Consider the following 16,454-nt stretch of genomic DNA (forward strand, 5'->3'; position numbering starts at 1 on the left):
AGACGATTACTCCAGTTCGAAGGTGATGCTGACGTGGGCGCTGATTTGTGTTTCACCCGGGCGGTAGCTGCTGCCTGCTGCGTCTTCTTTGGCTCGAGCCATCATCATGACCGGGCGCGGCACTTGTACATTCTGGGCTTCGATGCGAATCGCTTCACCGACACTGCGATCGGCGGCGTCGGCGATCCGTTCAGCGCGACGGCGGGCATCGTCCACAGCTTTTTCCAGCGCGCGATCGGTGTGGATGTCCACATTGCTGATCTCGGTGCCGGCGGGATGCAGGTCTTGCACATTCTGGCTGGCAAGGCCGTCGAGAAGGCGAGTGTAGACGCTCATGCCGTTTACCCGGAAGGTGACATCACGACTGACCTGATGGCCAAGCAATTTTCGCTCGGGCTGGTATTGCCACTGCGGGCTAATGCGAAGGTCGCTGGCGCGGACCTGTTTTTCGGGAATATCCAGATCGTCTGCCAGTTCCAGCATGTCGCTGACAGCATCATCGACACGATCTTTCAGGGCATCAATGTCGTCCCCTTCCTGGCGTGCGGTGGCAGAGACAAGAAAAATGTCGGGCTCTGCATGGACTTCACCGGTGCCGGTGACACTGATGGTGTCGCGGTCGATTGCCGTCCCCTGGCCGCAAGCCGTCAGGGTAAAAAGGCTGGCGCCCGCCAGCAGAATGAGGGTCATACGTTTCATGAGGTCTCCTTGTCCCGCAATGCAAACCGGAAAGTGGGTTGCACCTATTTTGCGCATTTGGTGAAAGATGGCCAGAGGCAAACGCCATCGGTTGTATTGTGATGGGGATATTCCTGGGCACCGTTACTTGGTTGTGACGCGAGTAGCCTCTATCATCGCAGCTCGAAATACGGAGGCCACCATGCATTCAGCCGAGCAACGCATTCGACAGCAACTGGGTCACTTCATTCCCGAGGACCTGGGCGTCAGCCTGGAGAGTATCGGTGCGGTTTCCAACGTGTCGGTGTCGGAATCGCAAGTGAGTGCGGAGGTGGTGCTGGGCTACCCTCTGGAGGGCGTGAGAGCGTCGTTGGAGGCAGCAATTGGAGAGCATCTGGCGGATGCCCTGGAGGGGCGGGCGCTGTCGTTGAGCCTGCGCAGCCAGATCGTTCCGCACCGGGCACAGAGTAGCCTTCCTGCCCTGGATCAGGTCGCCAACGTGATTGCGGTGGCATCGGGCAAGGGCGGTGTGGGTAAATCCACCACAGCGGTGAATCTGGCCCTGGCGCTGCAGGCAGAAGGGGCCCGTGTGGGTCTACTGGATGCAGATGTATTTGGCCCAAGTCAGCCGTTGATGCTTGGCAAGCCGGACGGCACGCGCCCTGAGGTGCTGGATGGCAAGGTCTTTGTTCCCGTGGAAGCCTATGGCTTGCAGACCATGTCCATGGGGTATCTGACGACCAAACAGACGCCGGTGGTATGGCGTGGCCCGAAAGCCAGTGGTGCGCTGGTGCAGATGATGGAGCAGACCCGTTGGAAGCAGCTGGATTATCTGCTGGTGGATCTGCCGCCGGGGACCGGTGACATCCAGCTGACCCTGGCACAGAAAATTCCGGTCGCCGGGGCGGTCGTTATCACGACACCGCAGGACATTGCCCTGCTGGATGCGATCAAGGGTGTGGAAATGTTCCGCAAGGTGGACATCCGGGTATTGGGGATTGTGGAGAACATGGCGGTGCATATTTGCTCGCACTGTGGCCATCAGGAGCATGTTTTTGGCCAGGGGGGCGGCCAGCGCATGGCCCAGGATTACGATACCGAGGTGCTGGCAGCGTTGCCGCTGTCATTGAGGATTCGTGAGCAGGCCGACAGCGGTGAGCCGGTGGTGGCAGCTTGCCCGGACAGCGAGGAAGCAGGGCTCTATCGCCAGGCTGCTCGGCGTATGGCGGCGAGGCTGTCGCTGACCAGCAAGGGAAAGCGGGCATTCCCGAAAGTGACGCAGCATTAAAAGAAGCTACAAGCTACAACGCGGAACAGGGAATAGGGTGTGAGAGGCTGTGCCCGCGCAGGAGCTCTGGGCGCGGCGGCAGAGCCTGGAACCCGGTATCGCCTGTTCCGCGTTGTAGCTTGAAGCTTGTAGCTAGTGGTCTGGCATCCGGCGTTCTGCGTCTATACCATTGAGCGCTTCATCACACTGGCCCCAACCATTTCGGAATCGAGAGGCAGCAATGACTATTAAATCGGATCGCTGGATTACCCGCATGTCCAATGAGCACGGCATGATCGAGCCGTTTCAGTCCGAACAGGTGCGGGCCGATGCCGAAGGCAACAAACTGATTTCCTATGGGGTGTCCAGCTACGGTTACGATGTGCGCTGTGCCGATGAGTTCAAGGTGTTTACCAACATCCACTCGGCCACGGTCGACCCGAAGCACTTCGATGAGCGCAGCTTTGTGGACATCAAGGGGGAGTACTGCATTATCCCGCCGAACTCCTTTGCGTTGGCGCGCACGGTGGAATACTTCCGCATTCCGAGGAATGTGTTGACGGTCTGTTTGGGGAAATCCACGTACGCTCGCTGCGGGATTATCGTCAACGTAACGCCGCTGGAACCGGAGTGGGAAGGGCATGTCACCCTGGAGTTTTCCAACACCACCACCTTGCCGGCAAAAATTTATGCCAACGAAGGGGTGGCCCAGATGCTGTTCTTCGAATCCGACGAGGTCTGCGAAACGTCTTATGGCGATCGTGGCGGCAAATACCAGGGGCAGCGCGGGGTTACCCTGCCTCGGGCGTAACCTCCTTTGCCGGCTCGGCGGATGTTTCCGGCTCGCTGTAATCAATCATGATCATGTCGGCTTTCAGGAAAGTGCTTTCGATGTGCCTTGCCTTGACCACCATGTAATCCAGAGACGGCGCAACCCAGAACAGGGTGCGCCGTTTTTTCTTGCTGTCTCCGTCGCGCTTTTTTTCCACCAGCAGGGTTTTCAACTCACCTAATGGCGTGTCGATGGTCTCTTCGTCGATAACGGCAAAATGATGGGTTCGCAACCGGTCGCCGTAGGCACTGGTGACGGTGTAGTTCTTCTCGCCGCTGGCGAACACGCAGCGCCCCCGCAACAGAATCGTCAGCTCATCGAGTGTGTTGGCCGGAATGTCCAGACTTTCCTGATCATCTTCGGACTCGTTATGCACCTTGGGTGGGTCCCACTGGAAGTCCATACGGTGGTAGCGGTGCTTGCCGAAGCCTTCAAATTCGTGGAGGTATTTACGGGTACGTGGTTGGCAGTCTCGCCACTGAAAGAAGCTCTCTTCGGTGTTGGTGAGCATGAAGGATTTGGCTTTCAGCAACATGTGATAGTTGTCGTCGCCTTCGGCAGGCTCGAGTACCAGATCGGCCTTGACCGGGGTAGGCAGCTTGTTCACATAAATGCGGAACTCCGCCGCGAAGGGCGCCAGGCTGTCGGCCAGTGTCAGCTGGCTGGCGGTGAGAAGCAGGCCAAGAAAGAAAGCACGCACGGTTAGAGCCCCTCCAGGGATTGCAGCGTCATGACATGTTCGCCGTCGTTGTTTTTCTGCAGCAACTGTACCAGAAGAAAGTTGTGGGAAGGTGCAAACCACATGAAGGTTTGGCGTTGGCTGTTGTCAGCACGGATGCGTTGAACCTTGACGGTGTCGAGAGTCTTGCCTTCAACCTTGATGGACTCGTGGCCGATGACCTTGAAATGCTGCTGCTCCTGTTTCTTTTCGTCAGCCACGTCGAGATAGAACTCCTGCTTGCCTTCGCCGAGGGCGCATTGCAGGGCAAGGCTGACAGACAGCTCATCGGTAGCGGCATCGGAGATGGGGTAGCTCAGCATGTCCTTGCCGGTGCGCTCGCTGGCCGCCACGCCGGCCTCGCGGTCCAGATGCAATTTTGCTTCCTTCACCCGGCCCAGACCTTTACGCAGGTAGCCGTAGTAGCTGCTTTGCGGAGTGCAGGACTGCCAGTTGAACAGGGCCGTTTCGCGGATCTCGCCTAGCCAGTTCTGGGCCCGCACTTCCATTTTCCACAGTCCGCCCTGCACCTGCTGAAGGCTCCGGGTGGCGGTAATGGAAAAGGGAATGCCCTCGCTTTTCAGGCGATAGTCCAGGCTGAAGGGAGAAACTGGAGGTTGGGCATGGACGCCGCCAGTGGCCACCAGCAAGGAGGCAGCCAGCAACAGTCTAAGTGGATTGATAACCCTGTGCAGGGAGAGGTTTCCCATCCAGTGTGACTCCGTTGTCGGTCAGTACCAGACGCTGTTGAGCGCGCCATTGCAGCACCAGTGGGTATAGCTGGTGCTCGCACAGTTGTACCCGTTTGGACAGGGAATCCGCGGTATCGTTCGCATTGATGACAACGCTGGCCTGAGCGATCAGAGGGCCGCCATCCAGTTCTTCGGTGACAAAGTGGATAGAGCAGCCATGGCGCTCGTCTCCCGCTTCCAGGGCGCGAGCATGGGTGTTGAGGCCGCGGTATTTGGGCAACAGGGAAGGATGGATGTTGATGAGTCGGCCAGCGTAATGCCCCACAAACACCGGCGACAGGATGCGCATGAAGCCCGCCAGCACGACGGTATCCGGCTGGTAGGGTTCGAGAGCATCCACCATGGCTTGATCAAAGGCTTCGCGGCTGTCGAACTCGCGATGATCCAGGGTCTGGGTCGGGATGCCGGCTTGTCTGGCTCGCGCCAGGCCGCCCGCATCGGCGCGATTGGATAGCACCACGCTGATGCAGGCCTGTAGCTCGCCGGCCTCGATCGCATCCAGAATGGCCTGCAGGTTGGTGCCAGAGCCGCTGATCAATACCGCCAGGCGGTAAGGCTGGGAGTCAGTCACCAATCAGGATTCCAGACCGTCCAGCACCACTTCCGGCTCGCCGTCGGCGGCACGGATTTCGCCCATCAGGAAGGCTTTCTCACCTTCGGCTTCCATCAGCGCGAGGGTGGTGTCGACTTGATCCGGAGCAACGGCGATAACCATGCCAACCCCGCAGTTAAAGGTGCGATACATCTCAAAAGCGGGGACTTGGCCTTCCTGTTGCAGCCACTGGAAGACAGCCGGGAATTCCCAGCTGCGGGTATCGATGACCGCCTGGGTGTTTTCTGGCATCACGCGGGGCAGATTCTCCGGCAAGCCGCCGCCGGTAATGTGGGCGAGGGCATGCACGTCGACCTGCTCCAGCAGCTTGAGCAGAGGTTTGACGTAAATGCGGGTGGGGGCCAGCAGGTGCTCAATCAGCGGCTTGCCGTCCAGTTCGATGTCGGTGTCTGACTGCGCCATGATACGGCGTATCAGGGAGTAGCCGTTGGAGTGGGGGCCGGACGCGGCCAGCGCGATCAGCTTGTCGCCGGCCTGCACCTTGCTGCCATCCAGAATGCCGTCTTTTTCCACCACGCCGACACAGAAGCCCGCCAAGTCGTAGTCTTCGCCTTCATACATGCCTGGCATTTCGGCGGTTTCGCCACCGATCAGGGCGCAACCTGCCATTTCGCAGCCTTCGCCAATGCCGGTCACCACGCTGGTAGCGGTTTCCACATCCAGCTTGCCGGTGGCGTAGTAGTCCAGAAAGAACAGCGGCTCCGCACCGCCTACGATCAGGTCGTTGACGCACATGGCGACCAGATCGATGCCGACCTTGTCGTGACGGCCGGTATCAATGGCCAGGCGCAGTTTGGTGCCAACGCCGTCAGTGCCGGCAACCAGAACCGGGTTCTTGTAGCGGGAAGGCAGCTCACACAGGGCGCCAAAACCGCCCAAGCCTCCCAGAACTTCTGGCCGTTTGGTGCGTTTGGCGACAGGGGCAATGCGCTTAATCAGCTCGTTGCCGGCATCAATGTCTACGCCTGCGTCACGGTAAGTCAGCGGCCGTTTGGATTCGGTCATGGAAGGCTCCGGATTGGTGAAGGCGCGTATTTTAAGAGCCTGAGGCCCATCTTTCCACTGCTGTGTGGAGGGTGAAAATCCGGTTCGCCTGCGCGCAGTGAATAGGTGATAATGGCGCGCTTCAAAGAACAGGCTGGATTTCGCACACATGCGGTTTGACAGATTACGGGTTGTGCTGGTGGCAATGCTGCTGGCGTGGGCGGTCCCGGCTATGTCCGGGGCACTGGATACAGTGGATGTGCCGGTTGCAGATCGCAGCGCGGATGCCAGAGAGGCGGCACTCAAGGCCGGGCTGGACGAAGTGCTGGTGCGCTTGAGCGGTACCCGTGATGTGCTGGATGAGCCCGTCGCCAAAGAGGCCGCCGAGCAGCTGGATCGCTGGGTAACCCGCCACGATTATCGGGATGACAGCCTGGTGGTCCATTATGACGTTCAGGGGTTGCTGGGGTTGCTGGCCTCGCGTGGCGTGCCCGTATGGGGGCTGCCTCGTCCCCGTTTGCTGGTCTGGTTGGTCGATCAGGGGGCAGGCAAGGGCGATATGGTTTCTGCCGGCCATCCTCTGTACGCCGAGGTGGAAGCCGAGGCGGCGCGGCGCGGGTTGTCACTGGTCTTTCCGCAGTGGGATAGCCAGGACAGAAACGCGCTGGCAGTGGCTGACATCCGGGGGCGTTTTGATGACCGGCTCGAGCAGGCCTCTACCCGATATCCTCATGAAATGACCGTCGCAGCGGTGCTTTACAGCGGCGCCCCGGCCACGGTGAGCTGGCGGATTCTGCAGGGTCGCAAGACGCTGGAGCAAGGGCGCCTGGAGGCGGATGATAATTCGGCAGCGGTGGCGCGGTTGGCGGATGAGCTGGCCGATACATTGGCGGGTCGCTTTGCGGTCAAGGGCAATCGTACAGAGCAGCGCACGCTACTGACCGTGAACGGTGTCGATAGCCTGTCTGCTTGGCACACCCTGGACCAAAATCTCAAAGGAATCAGCGGGATGCAGCAGGCCATGCTGATCCAGGTCTCGGATGCCTCGCTGGTCTATGCGCTGGATTTTGCCGCCGATGACAGCCAACTCCGTGATTTGCTGGAGTTATCGTCCAGCCTGCGTCCCTGTCCGGACCCGGCCGTCCCTGGCCCCCAGTGGCTGTATTGCTGGCAAGGCTGATCATGCAACAAAGTGGACAACTTCCCCTGGCCCTGCAATTACGGGAAGGGAATGACCTCGATAACTTTGTGCCGGCAGGCAATGGTGCGGCGCTGCAGGGCGTGCGTGAAGTGGTGACAGGCAATGACCGGCAGGCCTTTGTATGGGGTGTGACCGGGCAGGGCAAGAGCCACCTGCTGGAGGGCGCGGTCCGTCTGGCCCAGCAGCAAGGGTTGAGTGCGTGTTTATTGCCAGCCCAGGAGCTCATGCCTCTGAGCCCGGAAGTGCTGGAGTCCATGGAGCAGTTCACCCTGCTGGCACTGGATGATGCGGAGCACTTTGCCGGGCAGCCACAGTGGGAAGAGGCGCTTTTCCATCTTTATAACCGTCTGATGGCCAACGGTGGGCGCCTGGTGGTGACCGCCAGCGCTTCACCGGGGGCGTTGGGGCTGGCGTTACCGGATCTGGCGACCCGGCTGGCGGCCGGCCCGGTTTACCGACTCCAGACACTGGAAGAGGAAGGGCTGGAAACCCTGCTGCAGGACAGGGCAAAGGCCAGGGGGCTCAAGCTAGAGCGGGATGTGGCCCGTTATGTGGTCACCCGTAGCGAACGTAGCCCGGCAGCGCTGCTCGCTCTGCTGGAGCGCCTTGACCGACTGGCACTCGCGCAACAACGTTCTGTCACTATTCCCTTTGTCAAGGATGCGCTGGGGTGGTAAAAAGGGGCGCTTAACAGAGAAACAACAGTTTGCTACTGATATCGGCGGTAGTATTGCTCGTAATTACATGGGGTTACATTGGTGCCAACCCCGCGGGCGGAAGAACTATTAGAACAATAATGCCAGGCGTCGAGCCTGCAGGAGAACAGAATGCGCCACCTTGGGCTACGGCATTGCCTTGCTGGCTGCGCCATGATTTTCGCAGCCTCCTCCCACGCGACTAACTATGAAATCAACAGCATCGAAGATGCAATGGTCACGGTGGTGTCCCAGGGCTCAGGGGCCAATACCTCCTGGCAGGTCACAACGTCCCGGGCTGATGGCTTTTGCTCTCTTCGTGAGGCGCTGGTGGCCAGTAATTACCAGATCGCAGTAGACGGCTGTGCAGCCGGCAGTGCCAGTGATGTGATCAAGCTTGCCGAGGGGCAGACCTATGTCCTGACAGAAGGTGAGTTGGTGGTCGGCGATGGCCAAAAAATTGTCTTCACCACCGACGATACCGTTTCCCCCCCGACTACCTCGGCGACGATTGAGCCTCTTGCCAATCAGGTCCGTTTTGAATTGCAGCTAGACGCTTTTGAAGAAGCGGCAGACAAGACGCTTCCAATTATCACTTCTGAACATAATTCCCGTCTTTTCAACATCGATGATGGTGGCGCGATGACGGTGACCAATTTGGAACTCCGTGACGGTGACGCCTCTGGTGCCGGTGGGAATGGTAATGGTGGGTTGGTTATCGCCATGGGGCCGCTGATCATTGGGGAGAACGTTATCTTGTCCGGTGGTCAGGCGGTGAATGGCGGCGTGCTATACCTCCAGGAAGGTTCCGGGGTCGCTTTCCGTAATGGCGGTCGGTTCGAAAACAATACGGCCACCGGCGTGGGTTCGGTGATAGCCAGCGACGATACGTTTGACGGATCTGTTATCGGTTATTCCTTCTATATGGCCAACAACACAGCTAGCGCGGCGGCAGATGCTGCGGCCATTCACCTGGACGGCAAGCCTGATGGTCGTATTGGCCTGGAGCTTGCCAATGGCACGATCGTCGATAATGACGGTGGGGTGATCAATGTGGTGACAAACCGATTTAATTCGGTATTGGCCAATATGACCATTGCCTTTAATAACGGCGTGGCACTGACATTGGCAGAAACCACATTTGATGATCCCGCGGATGCCGAGCCGACAGATCATGTGCTGCATACGGTCATGGTCGGCAACAACGGCGGTGCTTGTGCAGGGGCGGGGCTGGATGGGTCTGGTGACCCGAATGCAGCAGCCCGGTTCCTTTACACGATCACTGATGATGCTGGCTGCCCGACACCGGAAGAGCAGGTTTCCGGTACGCCGGTTACCAATAACCCCAATACGGCCGCATCAGATGTGTTCCTTGGCAAGGACCGGCAACAATGTGACGGGGAGGGTGCCGGAGCGTGTGAGCCAATGCCAGCGGATGAGCTTGGTGGCCCATACCCGGGTTTCCTGCCCAACCCTGAGCCTGCCGCGCTCTCGGGTGACCCTATGGCCCCGAGTCTGTTCGACCGGGCTTTCCCTGAGAATGTCGCGTCTGTGGATCAGTGCGAAACCACGGATAACCGGGGTAATTCCCGGGGTGGTGCGGGTGGTCGCTGTGATGTGGGCGCAGTGGAATACCTGCGTGCCCAGGCGCAACCGGATGAGATCGATCTGATCAGTGGGCAGAGTGTTCTGGCTGATGTGGTCGCCAATGATCTGAATGACACCACCATTGATTGTGGAAGTGTTGTCGCGCCGGATGAATGCATGATCGTAGTGATCCAGCCGGAGCGGGGTTCTGCCGCTGTTGAAGTCGATGCGCAAGGCTACCCCCGAATTCGTTATACCCCCAACGGGGTGTTTCATGGTGTGGACCAGCTGCGCTATGAAGTGCATCGAGACGCCTTTTCTGGCGGTACAGATATCGGCACCAACCAAAGTGAGATCACGAATTTGGTGGCGGAGCCGGCAAGTGGGTTGGCTGAGAAAAAAAGTATTGGTGCACAAGGTGGCTTGATGTTGCTGGTGCTGGCGTTGGCAGGGGGGTTGCGTCGCTACCGCGCGGGTCTGGCTGCGCTGCTGGCCGTGTTGGCCGCCCCGGCCATGGCGGTGGATATTACGGTCAACTCCCTGCTTGATAATGCGCCGCCAATCAAGAATGACGGGCTTTGTACTCTGCGTGAGGCACTGGAAAATGCCTCGGGAGCCGGGAGTCCGGATTGCGCTTACGGTGGCAAATCTGAAGACCGGATCTTGTTGCCGGCCGGAGATATTCAGCTGCAGACGACCTTGATTGTTGAAGGTGGGAGCGTCGTGCTTGAAGGCAAGGGGGCTCAGGACGAAGACACCAGCGATGACGAAGATACTCTCACCCGGATTCTGGGCAATGGCAGTGAACGCCTGTTTGAGGTCCAGGCTCCGGTAAGCAGTGGTCATTCAGGGGTTACCTTCCGCTACCTGACATTGGAAGGGGGCGTCGCAACAGATAACGGGCAGGTGAATTCCGGCTCAGGCGCAGTCATTATCACCGGTGGCTCGGTGATTTTTGATCGGGTTGCCATTCTGGGAAATCAGGCGGACACCAATGGAGGTGTTGCGTTTGTTCGTACCAATGCAGGCAATGAGAAGCTGATCAGTTTTAATCGTGCTTATGTGAGTGGCAACTCCGCCGGCGGAGCCGGGGGCGTGGTTTCCACCACCACGCAGAGCAAGGAAGTGGTAAAGATCGCGATGATCGACAGCACTTTCGAAAACAACACCGCAGTTACTGAAGGTGGCGTCATGGATGCCAATATTTCAGCAGGCCAGTTTGCGGTGAGCAACAGCACCTTCTTCAATAACTCGGCAGCTGAAGGCTCGGTGCTGGATCTTTCTGACATGATTATCAATGCCAGCATCATGAACACTACTTTCCTGGATAATGCCGGGGGGGGTAACGGCCTTGAGCTGGGAAATGCCCCTATCGAAGTGCAGATGGGGAATAGTGCTTATTTTGGTAGTGGGGATGCTTGCTCGACAGACGCGTCACCGACAGCGTTACATGAGAGTCACTACAACGCTTTTTCCGGTGCTGCCTGCACGGCGACGACAGAGAGCAATAATCAGGTATCAGTCGGTACTGCCGCGTTGTCGGCAACGCTGGAGCCGGCGACGGGTAGTAACGTGGATTATATTCCGCCGTTCCTGCCCATGGCATCGCCGGCTAGCGACGCTATTCTGGTTGACATGGGTAACGATGAGGATGCGCTTGAGTCTGGCACCAGTGCTCCGAAACGTTGCCGTACCGTCGATCTTCGCGGCGTATCGCGGACGTCGGGTGGGAGCTGTGATGTGGGCGCCTACGAGTACCAAAAAATTACTGCAGGCGATGATGAGGGTTCAAACCAGTCACTGCCTGATCGTCGTGCGCCAGTCGATATTCTGGAAAATGACCTGGCCAGTGATGGAGGGGAAATCCTGTATCTGGATGAGGTGGATCCCACCCTTTTCAAATCCGGTATCTTTGAATTCGAACATGCTGAGGAGCAGGCTGGATCAGACCCGGTGGTTTATCAAGGGACAGGTTTTACTTACACCCAGGATATGAATGACCCGACCTTGTTTGTACTCGATACCGTCGCTGGAACCGCTAGTGAAGCCTATGATGGCGCCACTATCCAGTTTGTTTGGCGCTACTACAACGAAGACCGCACAGGGTATGACCTCAAATGTGGTGAGCCGATTTCCCAGGCGGTAATCGATGCTAACCCTGACTTGCTGGAAGACGGAGCGGTAGCCGACGAATGTGTCGTAATCTTTACGCCGGCAAAAACCGATGATTTTAATGACAGCGTTTGTCAGGCTGCCAGTGATGCACCTGTGACGACGGCCTTCCTCTACACATTTACTGACAGTGAAGGCGAGACGGTAGCGGATACGGATGCTGCGACCGTCGCACTGACTATCAGCGACAAGCCTCCCATTTTGAAAGGGCAGGCGGTGGTGAACCAGCCTGGGGCCAATGTTGTCTTCCAGCTTGATGCCCACGATCCGGATGACCCGGAAGCCGATTTTGATTGGAGCAACTATCAGATCAATGTGAAAGACGCGCCGTCTTTTGCAAAAGAAGACAGCAAGGGCGATGTGCTAAATACGGGCCTGATTATCAACCAGGACACGGGTACGGTGACCTATGTGCCGGACAGCAACCTGAGCCCGTTCAAGGACACCTTTACGTTGGAAGTGGAAGATCTGAACTGTGATGTGACCTCATCTGCAGCAACCTTTAGCGTAAGCTACCCGCAGAAGAGCGCCTCCGGTGGTGGCGGCAGTGCAGGCTGGTTGCTGCTGGGAGGAATGATGTTGCTGTTACGCCGCCGGTTTGCGGCGTAACAGGGTCCGTTTGATCAGCTCCCACACCAATGCGCCCAGTATCATGCTGAGCAGCAACATAAACAGCTTGGGTATGTCTGCCAGTGTCCAGAACAGGATGTCGATACTGGTGGGCTCCAGGTTCTGGAACACCACAATGACCAGCAGCACCAGCCCCAACAGTTGCAGCGCGCCAAGGGGATGAGCCAGCAGCCATTGTCCGGATTTCTTGCCGCCCCGGGCCAGGGCGGAGGACTTCTTGCCTGTGTTATCGAGCTTGTGATCATCCATGGCGGACTCCTTTCATTGCTGTGTGCTTTTTCCTTCTCCTTCTCACCATAGTCCAACTCGTCGCCAGCGTGCCAGCCCTCTATACTTGTTGGTCTGTAGACAAGCGGAGGTATGAATGGATATCAGTGCGGGATGGGATCTTGTTGTAATTGGCAGTGGCCCGGCAGGTGAAGCGGCGGCCATGCAGGCGGCCAAGAAAGACCTTCGCGTTGCCATTGTGGAAGATCAGCCCTCGCTGGGTGGAAACTGCACCCACTGGGGCACCATTCCCTCCAAGGCGCTGCGGCATCAGGTCCGCCAGGTAATCCGCACCCAGCGCAACCCCCTGTTGCGCGGCATCATCAACCCGCGGGAAATTCGTTGGCAGGATCTGATCGCCCGTACCCGCGAGGTCATCGATTCCCAGGTCAAGGTACGTACTGACTTCTATATCCGAAACCGGGTGACGGTGTTCGGCGGGCGTGGACGCCTGATCAGCCCTAATGAAGTACAGGTGGATGACAGGGAAGGGCGTCAGCATCTGCTCAAAACCCGCAATGTCCTCATTGCTACAGGCTCACGGCCATATCACCCTGAGGATGTGGATTTTGACCACCCAAGGGTTTACGACTCCGATACGATCCTGACCATGGATCACACCCCGCGTCATCTGATCATTTACGGTGCGGGGGTGATTGGTTCCGAGTATGCCTGCATTTTTACCGGCCTGGGGATCCGGGTTGATCTGGTGAACTCCCGTGAGCATTTGCTGGATTTTCTGGATACGGAAATTTCCGATGCTCTCAGTTACCACCTTCGCGAACAGGGGTGCACCATCCGCCAGGGTGAGCAGTACAAGCGAGTGATGGCGGATGGCGATGGCGTGACCCTGGAGCTGGAATCGGGCAAGAAGCTGCGTGCGGATGCGCTGCTGTGGTGTAACGGTCGCTCCGGGAATACTGCGAATCTGGGGCTGGAAGAGGTGGGGCTGAAGGCGAATAGCCGCGGCCAGCTCAGTGTCGACGAGCGCTACCAGACAGCACTGGAGAACATCTACGCCGTCGGCGATGTGGTGGGCTGGCCCTCACTGGCCAGTGCCTCCTACGATCAGGGGCGTTTCTGTGCGGCTGCCATCGCAGGGGATGAGATCAAACAGGTCAAGGATGTCCCAACCGGCATCTACACCATCCCGGGCATCAGCAGTGTGGGGCAGACCGAACAGGAGCTCACCGAAGCCAGAATCCCCTACGAAGTGGGGCAGGCGTTTTTCCGTAATCTGGCGAGAGCCCAGATCACGGGTGAGCGGGTCGGGATGCTGAAAATTCTCTTCCACCGCGAGACATTGGAAATCCTCGGAATTCACTGCTTCGGCTACCAGGCCATGGAAATCGTCCACGTAGGCCAGGCGATCATGCGCCAGCCCGGTGAGCAGAACACCCTGGAATACTTCATCGATACCACCTTCAACTACCCGACCATGGCGGAAGCGTATCGGGTGGCGGCGATTAATGGGATTAATCGGATACGGCGGTGATTTCAGTGAACAGTTAACAGTGAATAGTGAACAGCGACGCGATTGAGTTTTTGGGTTTTGAAACGTATGAGGCCGCGCTCATGGTTTGGGCGCGGCCTCATACGTTTCAGATCAAAACAAGGCGCTTACGCGCGCTGTTCACTATTCACTGTTAACTGTTAACTATCGATTGTTCTTCCCCGCCTCCATAAAAAACTCCCGATTACGCTGCCTCGCCTGGCCATTCTTGCGGACCAGAACGTAGGTGGCGCCGGTGCCGCCGCGGTTGGCGGGGGCGGTGTGGTAGGCGAGGACCAAGTGGCTTTCCTGTAGCCAGTGCATCACGTAGCTCTTGAGAAAGCCGGGGCGCTCGCTGTGCAGGCCCTTGCCATGGCTGATCAGGACAGTACGCTGGTTTTGTTCATGGGCCCGGCTGAGGAACTCATGGACCAGGGTGCGGGCCGCCATCAGCTTGACCCGATGCAGATCCAGCACGTCCTGGGCGTCATACTTGCCCAGCCGCAGTTTGCGGTACACCCCTTCCTGCACGCCATCCTTCTTGACCCCGATGATGTCCAGCGGGCCGACCTGCTCAACGTGCTCGGGCACGGTAAGGGGGTTGTTGTCCTGCTTGCCTTCGGTCACTGCAGAGGCACGGCGCAGTTGTTCGCGAATGCTGTCCTGGCGTCGCGGGCTGGCGTCATGATTGCGCCCGTCAGGCTTGATGGGGGTCACATCGGCCATTTCCTGGCGAAACAGGTCGTCGTCGCTGTTCATGTGCGGCCTCCAGCATGTTTGCACTGTTTTACTTGCATGGTACCCAATGGCGGCAGAAACTGGGAGTGAGGGTCCGCTCTGAGGTGATGATATGGAACGCCGACGATTCAGAAGACCGCGCCTGAGTCTCAATGTTCAGGCTTGCAGTAACGACCATGCTGTTGGGCATGTGCTGAACCTCACCGATGAAGGGGTGTGCCTGACAGGCCGAGGAGCCCCTCCTGCCGAACCGTTTCCTCTCAAATTCGAGCTTCCTCTGCCTGTGTATGGTCAGAGGGAAATCCATGTGCTGGCAGAACCACGCTGGCACGATTACCTGTCCAATGGCCATTGGCGGGGAGGGTTTTATCTGCAGGCTGATAATGATGCGATAGCGTTATTAACCACGCTGGCAGGGCGATACGGCGACCGCTGATCTCGGTTGCTCAACAGGTTCCCAAATTTCAGAAAAACCCGTAGCGGGCAGGCCAGCATGGCTGACCTGCCTGTCCCCCCACTGATTCTGAGCGGGGATTCACCATCAGAGGTGACTCGTCAGGCCGAGACCTTACTGCGGCCGTGAGTCGCGGGTTTCTCGCGACTCATTGTTCTCCTCTGAATTGTGCCGATGGCGTTTTGCGTCGCGTTTGCGGCGTTCACGATCAGCACGTTTGTGTTCTTCTTCCCATTCATCGGGCTCATAGTCATCAAAGTGTCGACGACCCATCTTGCTGCTCTCTTTCCAGCGGGTGAGTGGAGGGTTCCTGCGGATATATAGCACTAAAACGGGGAAGGGAGAAGGGCCCGGCACACCTTTGTATTCATGTGCCGGGTGAGAGCCGACTAGCGTGCGTAGGTCCGGTCCAGATAGGCCAGAATATCTGCCGATTCATATAGTGCCGTTCCGGTATTGGGATCCACCAGATAGGGGACGGCAATACGGCCGGTTTTTTCCATCAGGGTCACCCGATTACGCTGGGTCGGCTGGTAATCGGGGGCCAGGCGTTTGCGCATGGGCGGAAGCACCCAGTCCTGCCATTGGTCGCGGCCACACTGTCGCAACAGGTAGGGCAGCTGCAGCTCGGTGAGGCGTTCGCGCACCAGGCGAGCAAACGGGCTGGCCTCGAAGGAATACAGCTCCAGCGGTTGTTCCGGTGCCCGGGATTCCATCAGGTGCAAACCATGACGGGCGCGGGGCAGGGAAGCGGCGGTGGCCGCGGCGGTACGCAAGCTGCGTACCAGCCAGCGCTGCGGTGCGGGCCGACCGCCGTACTCGTTGTAGAGGTACTCAATGATATCGGCAGACTCGTACAGGGCGGCGCCCGTGTTGGGATCCATCAGGTAGGGAAACTGCTGTTTGCCGCCCAGGCGCTCCACCAGCGGCCGGTAACGGTCACCGCCTTTGGGGCAGGGGAATACCATCACATCCAGATCCAGATCCGTGAGGGCCTCACGGACCAGGCGACAGAAGGGACAGCCTTCCATTTCATACAGTTCCAGCGACTCGGCGGGAGTCTTGCGGTGGCCGCGGGTGGCAATGCCGCGGCCCTGCTGCAGGGCTGAGGAGGTCAGCGATTGCAGCACATCCAGGGTATGGGACATGTTTGTGCTCCTGTTTACGATGACCGCACCATAGCAGTTCCCCGGCGGCGGGCAATGGCTGCACAGACAGGGCCAATCTGTTTGCCCTTTCCGCTCAAGTCGCTTGTTAACTCATGTCATTGAGTGACGGGGCCGGGGCAGGCACTCTTACCGTCTTTCTATCGTGGGCAGGAAGCCTGTTTTCGCACTGCCCTTCATAACCCGTCAGCAGATCGCTGACATCTGC

At 58.3% G+C, this 16,454-nt stretch carries 14 protein-coding genes and 2 pseudogenes; 7 read left to right on the forward strand and 9 right to left on the reverse strand.

Going from position 1 to position 16,454, the window contains the following annotated elements; genetic code table 11:
• Positions 1-6 precede the first annotated feature (6 nt).
• Positions 7-699: an SIMPL domain-containing protein gene (locus A15D_RS07640; protein WP_102791439.1), complete on the reverse strand. Its 693-nt coding sequence runs from the start codon at positions 697-699 to the stop codon at positions 7-9.
• Between the two features lie 181 nt (positions 700-880).
• On the opposite strand from A15D_RS07640, the gene apbC reads away from it, so the two are divergent.
• Entirely contained in the window at positions 881-1,966 is a 1,086-nt protein-coding gene (gene apbC / locus A15D_RS07645; protein WP_102791440.1) for an iron-sulfur cluster carrier protein ApbC, read from the forward strand.
• Positions 1,967-2,186: 220 nt separating this feature from the next.
• The gene (gene dcd, locus A15D_RS07650) at positions 2,187-2,756 is read left to right on the forward strand and encodes a dCTP deaminase (protein ID WP_031227096.1); all 570 of its coding nucleotides are present in this window, start codon (positions 2,187-2,189) and stop codon (positions 2,754-2,756) included.
• Here the strand turns inward: dcd and A15D_RS07655 are convergent.
• The 4 genes from A15D_RS07655 to purM are packed head-to-tail and all read right to left on the reverse strand — an operon-like array spanning position 2,737 to position 5,865.
• A complete protein-coding gene (locus A15D_RS07655; protein ID WP_102791441.1) occupies positions 2,737-3,477 on the reverse strand; it encodes a DUF3108 domain-containing protein in 741 nt (246 codons plus the stop codon). The two genes, dcd and A15D_RS07655, sit on opposite strands and share 20 nt — an antisense overlap.
• A 2-nt stretch (positions 3,478-3,479) precedes the next feature.
• Entirely contained in the window at positions 3,480-4,205 is a 726-nt protein-coding gene (locus A15D_RS07660) for a DUF3108 domain-containing protein (RefSeq protein WP_102791442.1), read from the reverse strand.
• A complete protein-coding gene (gene purN / locus A15D_RS07665) occupies positions 4,165-4,818 on the reverse strand; it encodes a phosphoribosylglycinamide formyltransferase (RefSeq protein ID WP_102791488.1) in 654 nt (217 codons plus the stop codon). Before purN ends, A15D_RS07660 begins: the two co-directional genes overlap by 41 nt.
• A gap of 3 nt (positions 4,819-4,821) precedes the next feature.
• Positions 4,822-5,865, reverse strand: a complete 1,044-nt coding sequence (gene purM / locus A15D_RS07670; RefSeq protein WP_102791443.1) for a phosphoribosylformylglycinamidine cyclo-ligase — start codon at positions 5,863-5,865, stop codon at positions 4,822-4,824.
• A gap of 148 nt (positions 5,866-6,013) precedes the next feature.
• Between purM and A15D_RS07675 the strand changes: the two genes are divergently transcribed.
• Both A15D_RS07675 and hda read left to right on the forward strand, forming a co-directional pair.
• Positions 6,014-7,024, forward strand: coding sequence for a DUF2066 domain-containing protein (locus tag A15D_RS07675; protein ID WP_102791444.1), 1,011 nt, complete (start codon positions 6,014-6,016; stop codon positions 7,022-7,024).
• 2 nt (positions 7,025-7,026) lie between these two features.
• Positions 7,027-7,701, forward strand: a pseudogene (gene hda / locus A15D_RS07680) (DnaA regulatory inactivator Hda); the annotation flags it as partial.
• Here the strand turns inward: hda and A15D_RS17525 are convergent.
• A pseudogene (locus A15D_RS17525) lies at positions 7,651-7,776 on the reverse strand (hypothetical protein); the annotation flags it as partial. The pseudogenes hda and A15D_RS17525 sit on opposite strands and share 51 nt — an antisense overlap.
• A gap of 96 nt (positions 7,777-7,872) precedes the next feature.
• Between A15D_RS17525 and A15D_RS07685 the strand changes: the two are divergent.
• Positions 7,873-12,108 (forward strand): choice-of-anchor Q domain-containing protein, encoded by a 4,236-nt coding sequence (locus A15D_RS07685; protein ID WP_146026859.1) that lies wholly within the window; start codon positions 7,873-7,875, stop codon positions 12,106-12,108.
• On the opposite strand, the gene A15D_RS07690 is transcribed toward A15D_RS07685, so the two are convergent.
• Positions 12,085-12,378, reverse strand: coding sequence for a hypothetical protein (locus A15D_RS07690; protein ID WP_022986733.1), 294 nt, complete (start codon positions 12,376-12,378; stop codon positions 12,085-12,087). The genes A15D_RS07685 and A15D_RS07690 overlap by 24 nt on opposite strands.
• A gap of 115 nt (positions 12,379-12,493) precedes the next feature.
• Between A15D_RS07690 and sthA the strand changes: the two genes are divergently transcribed.
• Positions 12,494-13,891, forward strand: coding sequence for a Si-specific NAD(P)(+) transhydrogenase (gene sthA, locus A15D_RS07695; RefSeq protein WP_102791447.1), 1,398 nt, complete (start codon positions 12,494-12,496; stop codon positions 13,889-13,891).
• Between the two features lie 162 nt (positions 13,892-14,053).
• Here sthA and smrA read toward each other — a convergent pair whose 3' ends face one another.
• Positions 14,054-14,647 (reverse strand): DNA endonuclease SmrA, encoded by a 594-nt coding sequence (gene smrA, locus A15D_RS07700; protein ID WP_022986731.1) that lies wholly within the window; start codon positions 14,645-14,647, stop codon positions 14,054-14,056.
• A 91-nt stretch (positions 14,648-14,738) separates the two neighbouring features.
• Here smrA and A15D_RS17170 point away from each other — a divergent pair, with 91 nt between their 5' ends.
• Positions 14,739-15,062 carry a hypothetical protein gene (locus A15D_RS17170; RefSeq protein ID WP_146026860.1) on the forward strand — a complete coding sequence of 108 codons (324 nt, stop codon included), beginning with the start codon at positions 14,739-14,741 and terminating at the stop codon, positions 15,060-15,062.
• Positions 15,063-15,469: 407 nt separating this feature from the next.
• Here the strand turns inward: A15D_RS17170 and A15D_RS07710 are convergent, their stop codons facing one another.
• Positions 15,470-16,228, reverse strand: coding sequence for a glutathione S-transferase N-terminal domain-containing protein (locus A15D_RS07710; protein ID WP_102791449.1), 759 nt, complete (start codon positions 16,226-16,228; stop codon positions 15,470-15,472).
• Positions 16,229-16,454: the final 226 nt, after the last annotated feature.

It is taken from the genome of Alcanivorax sp. MD8A (assembly GCF_002888555.1).
GTDB lineage: Bacteria > Pseudomonadota > Gammaproteobacteria > Pseudomonadales > Alcanivoracaceae > Alcanivorax.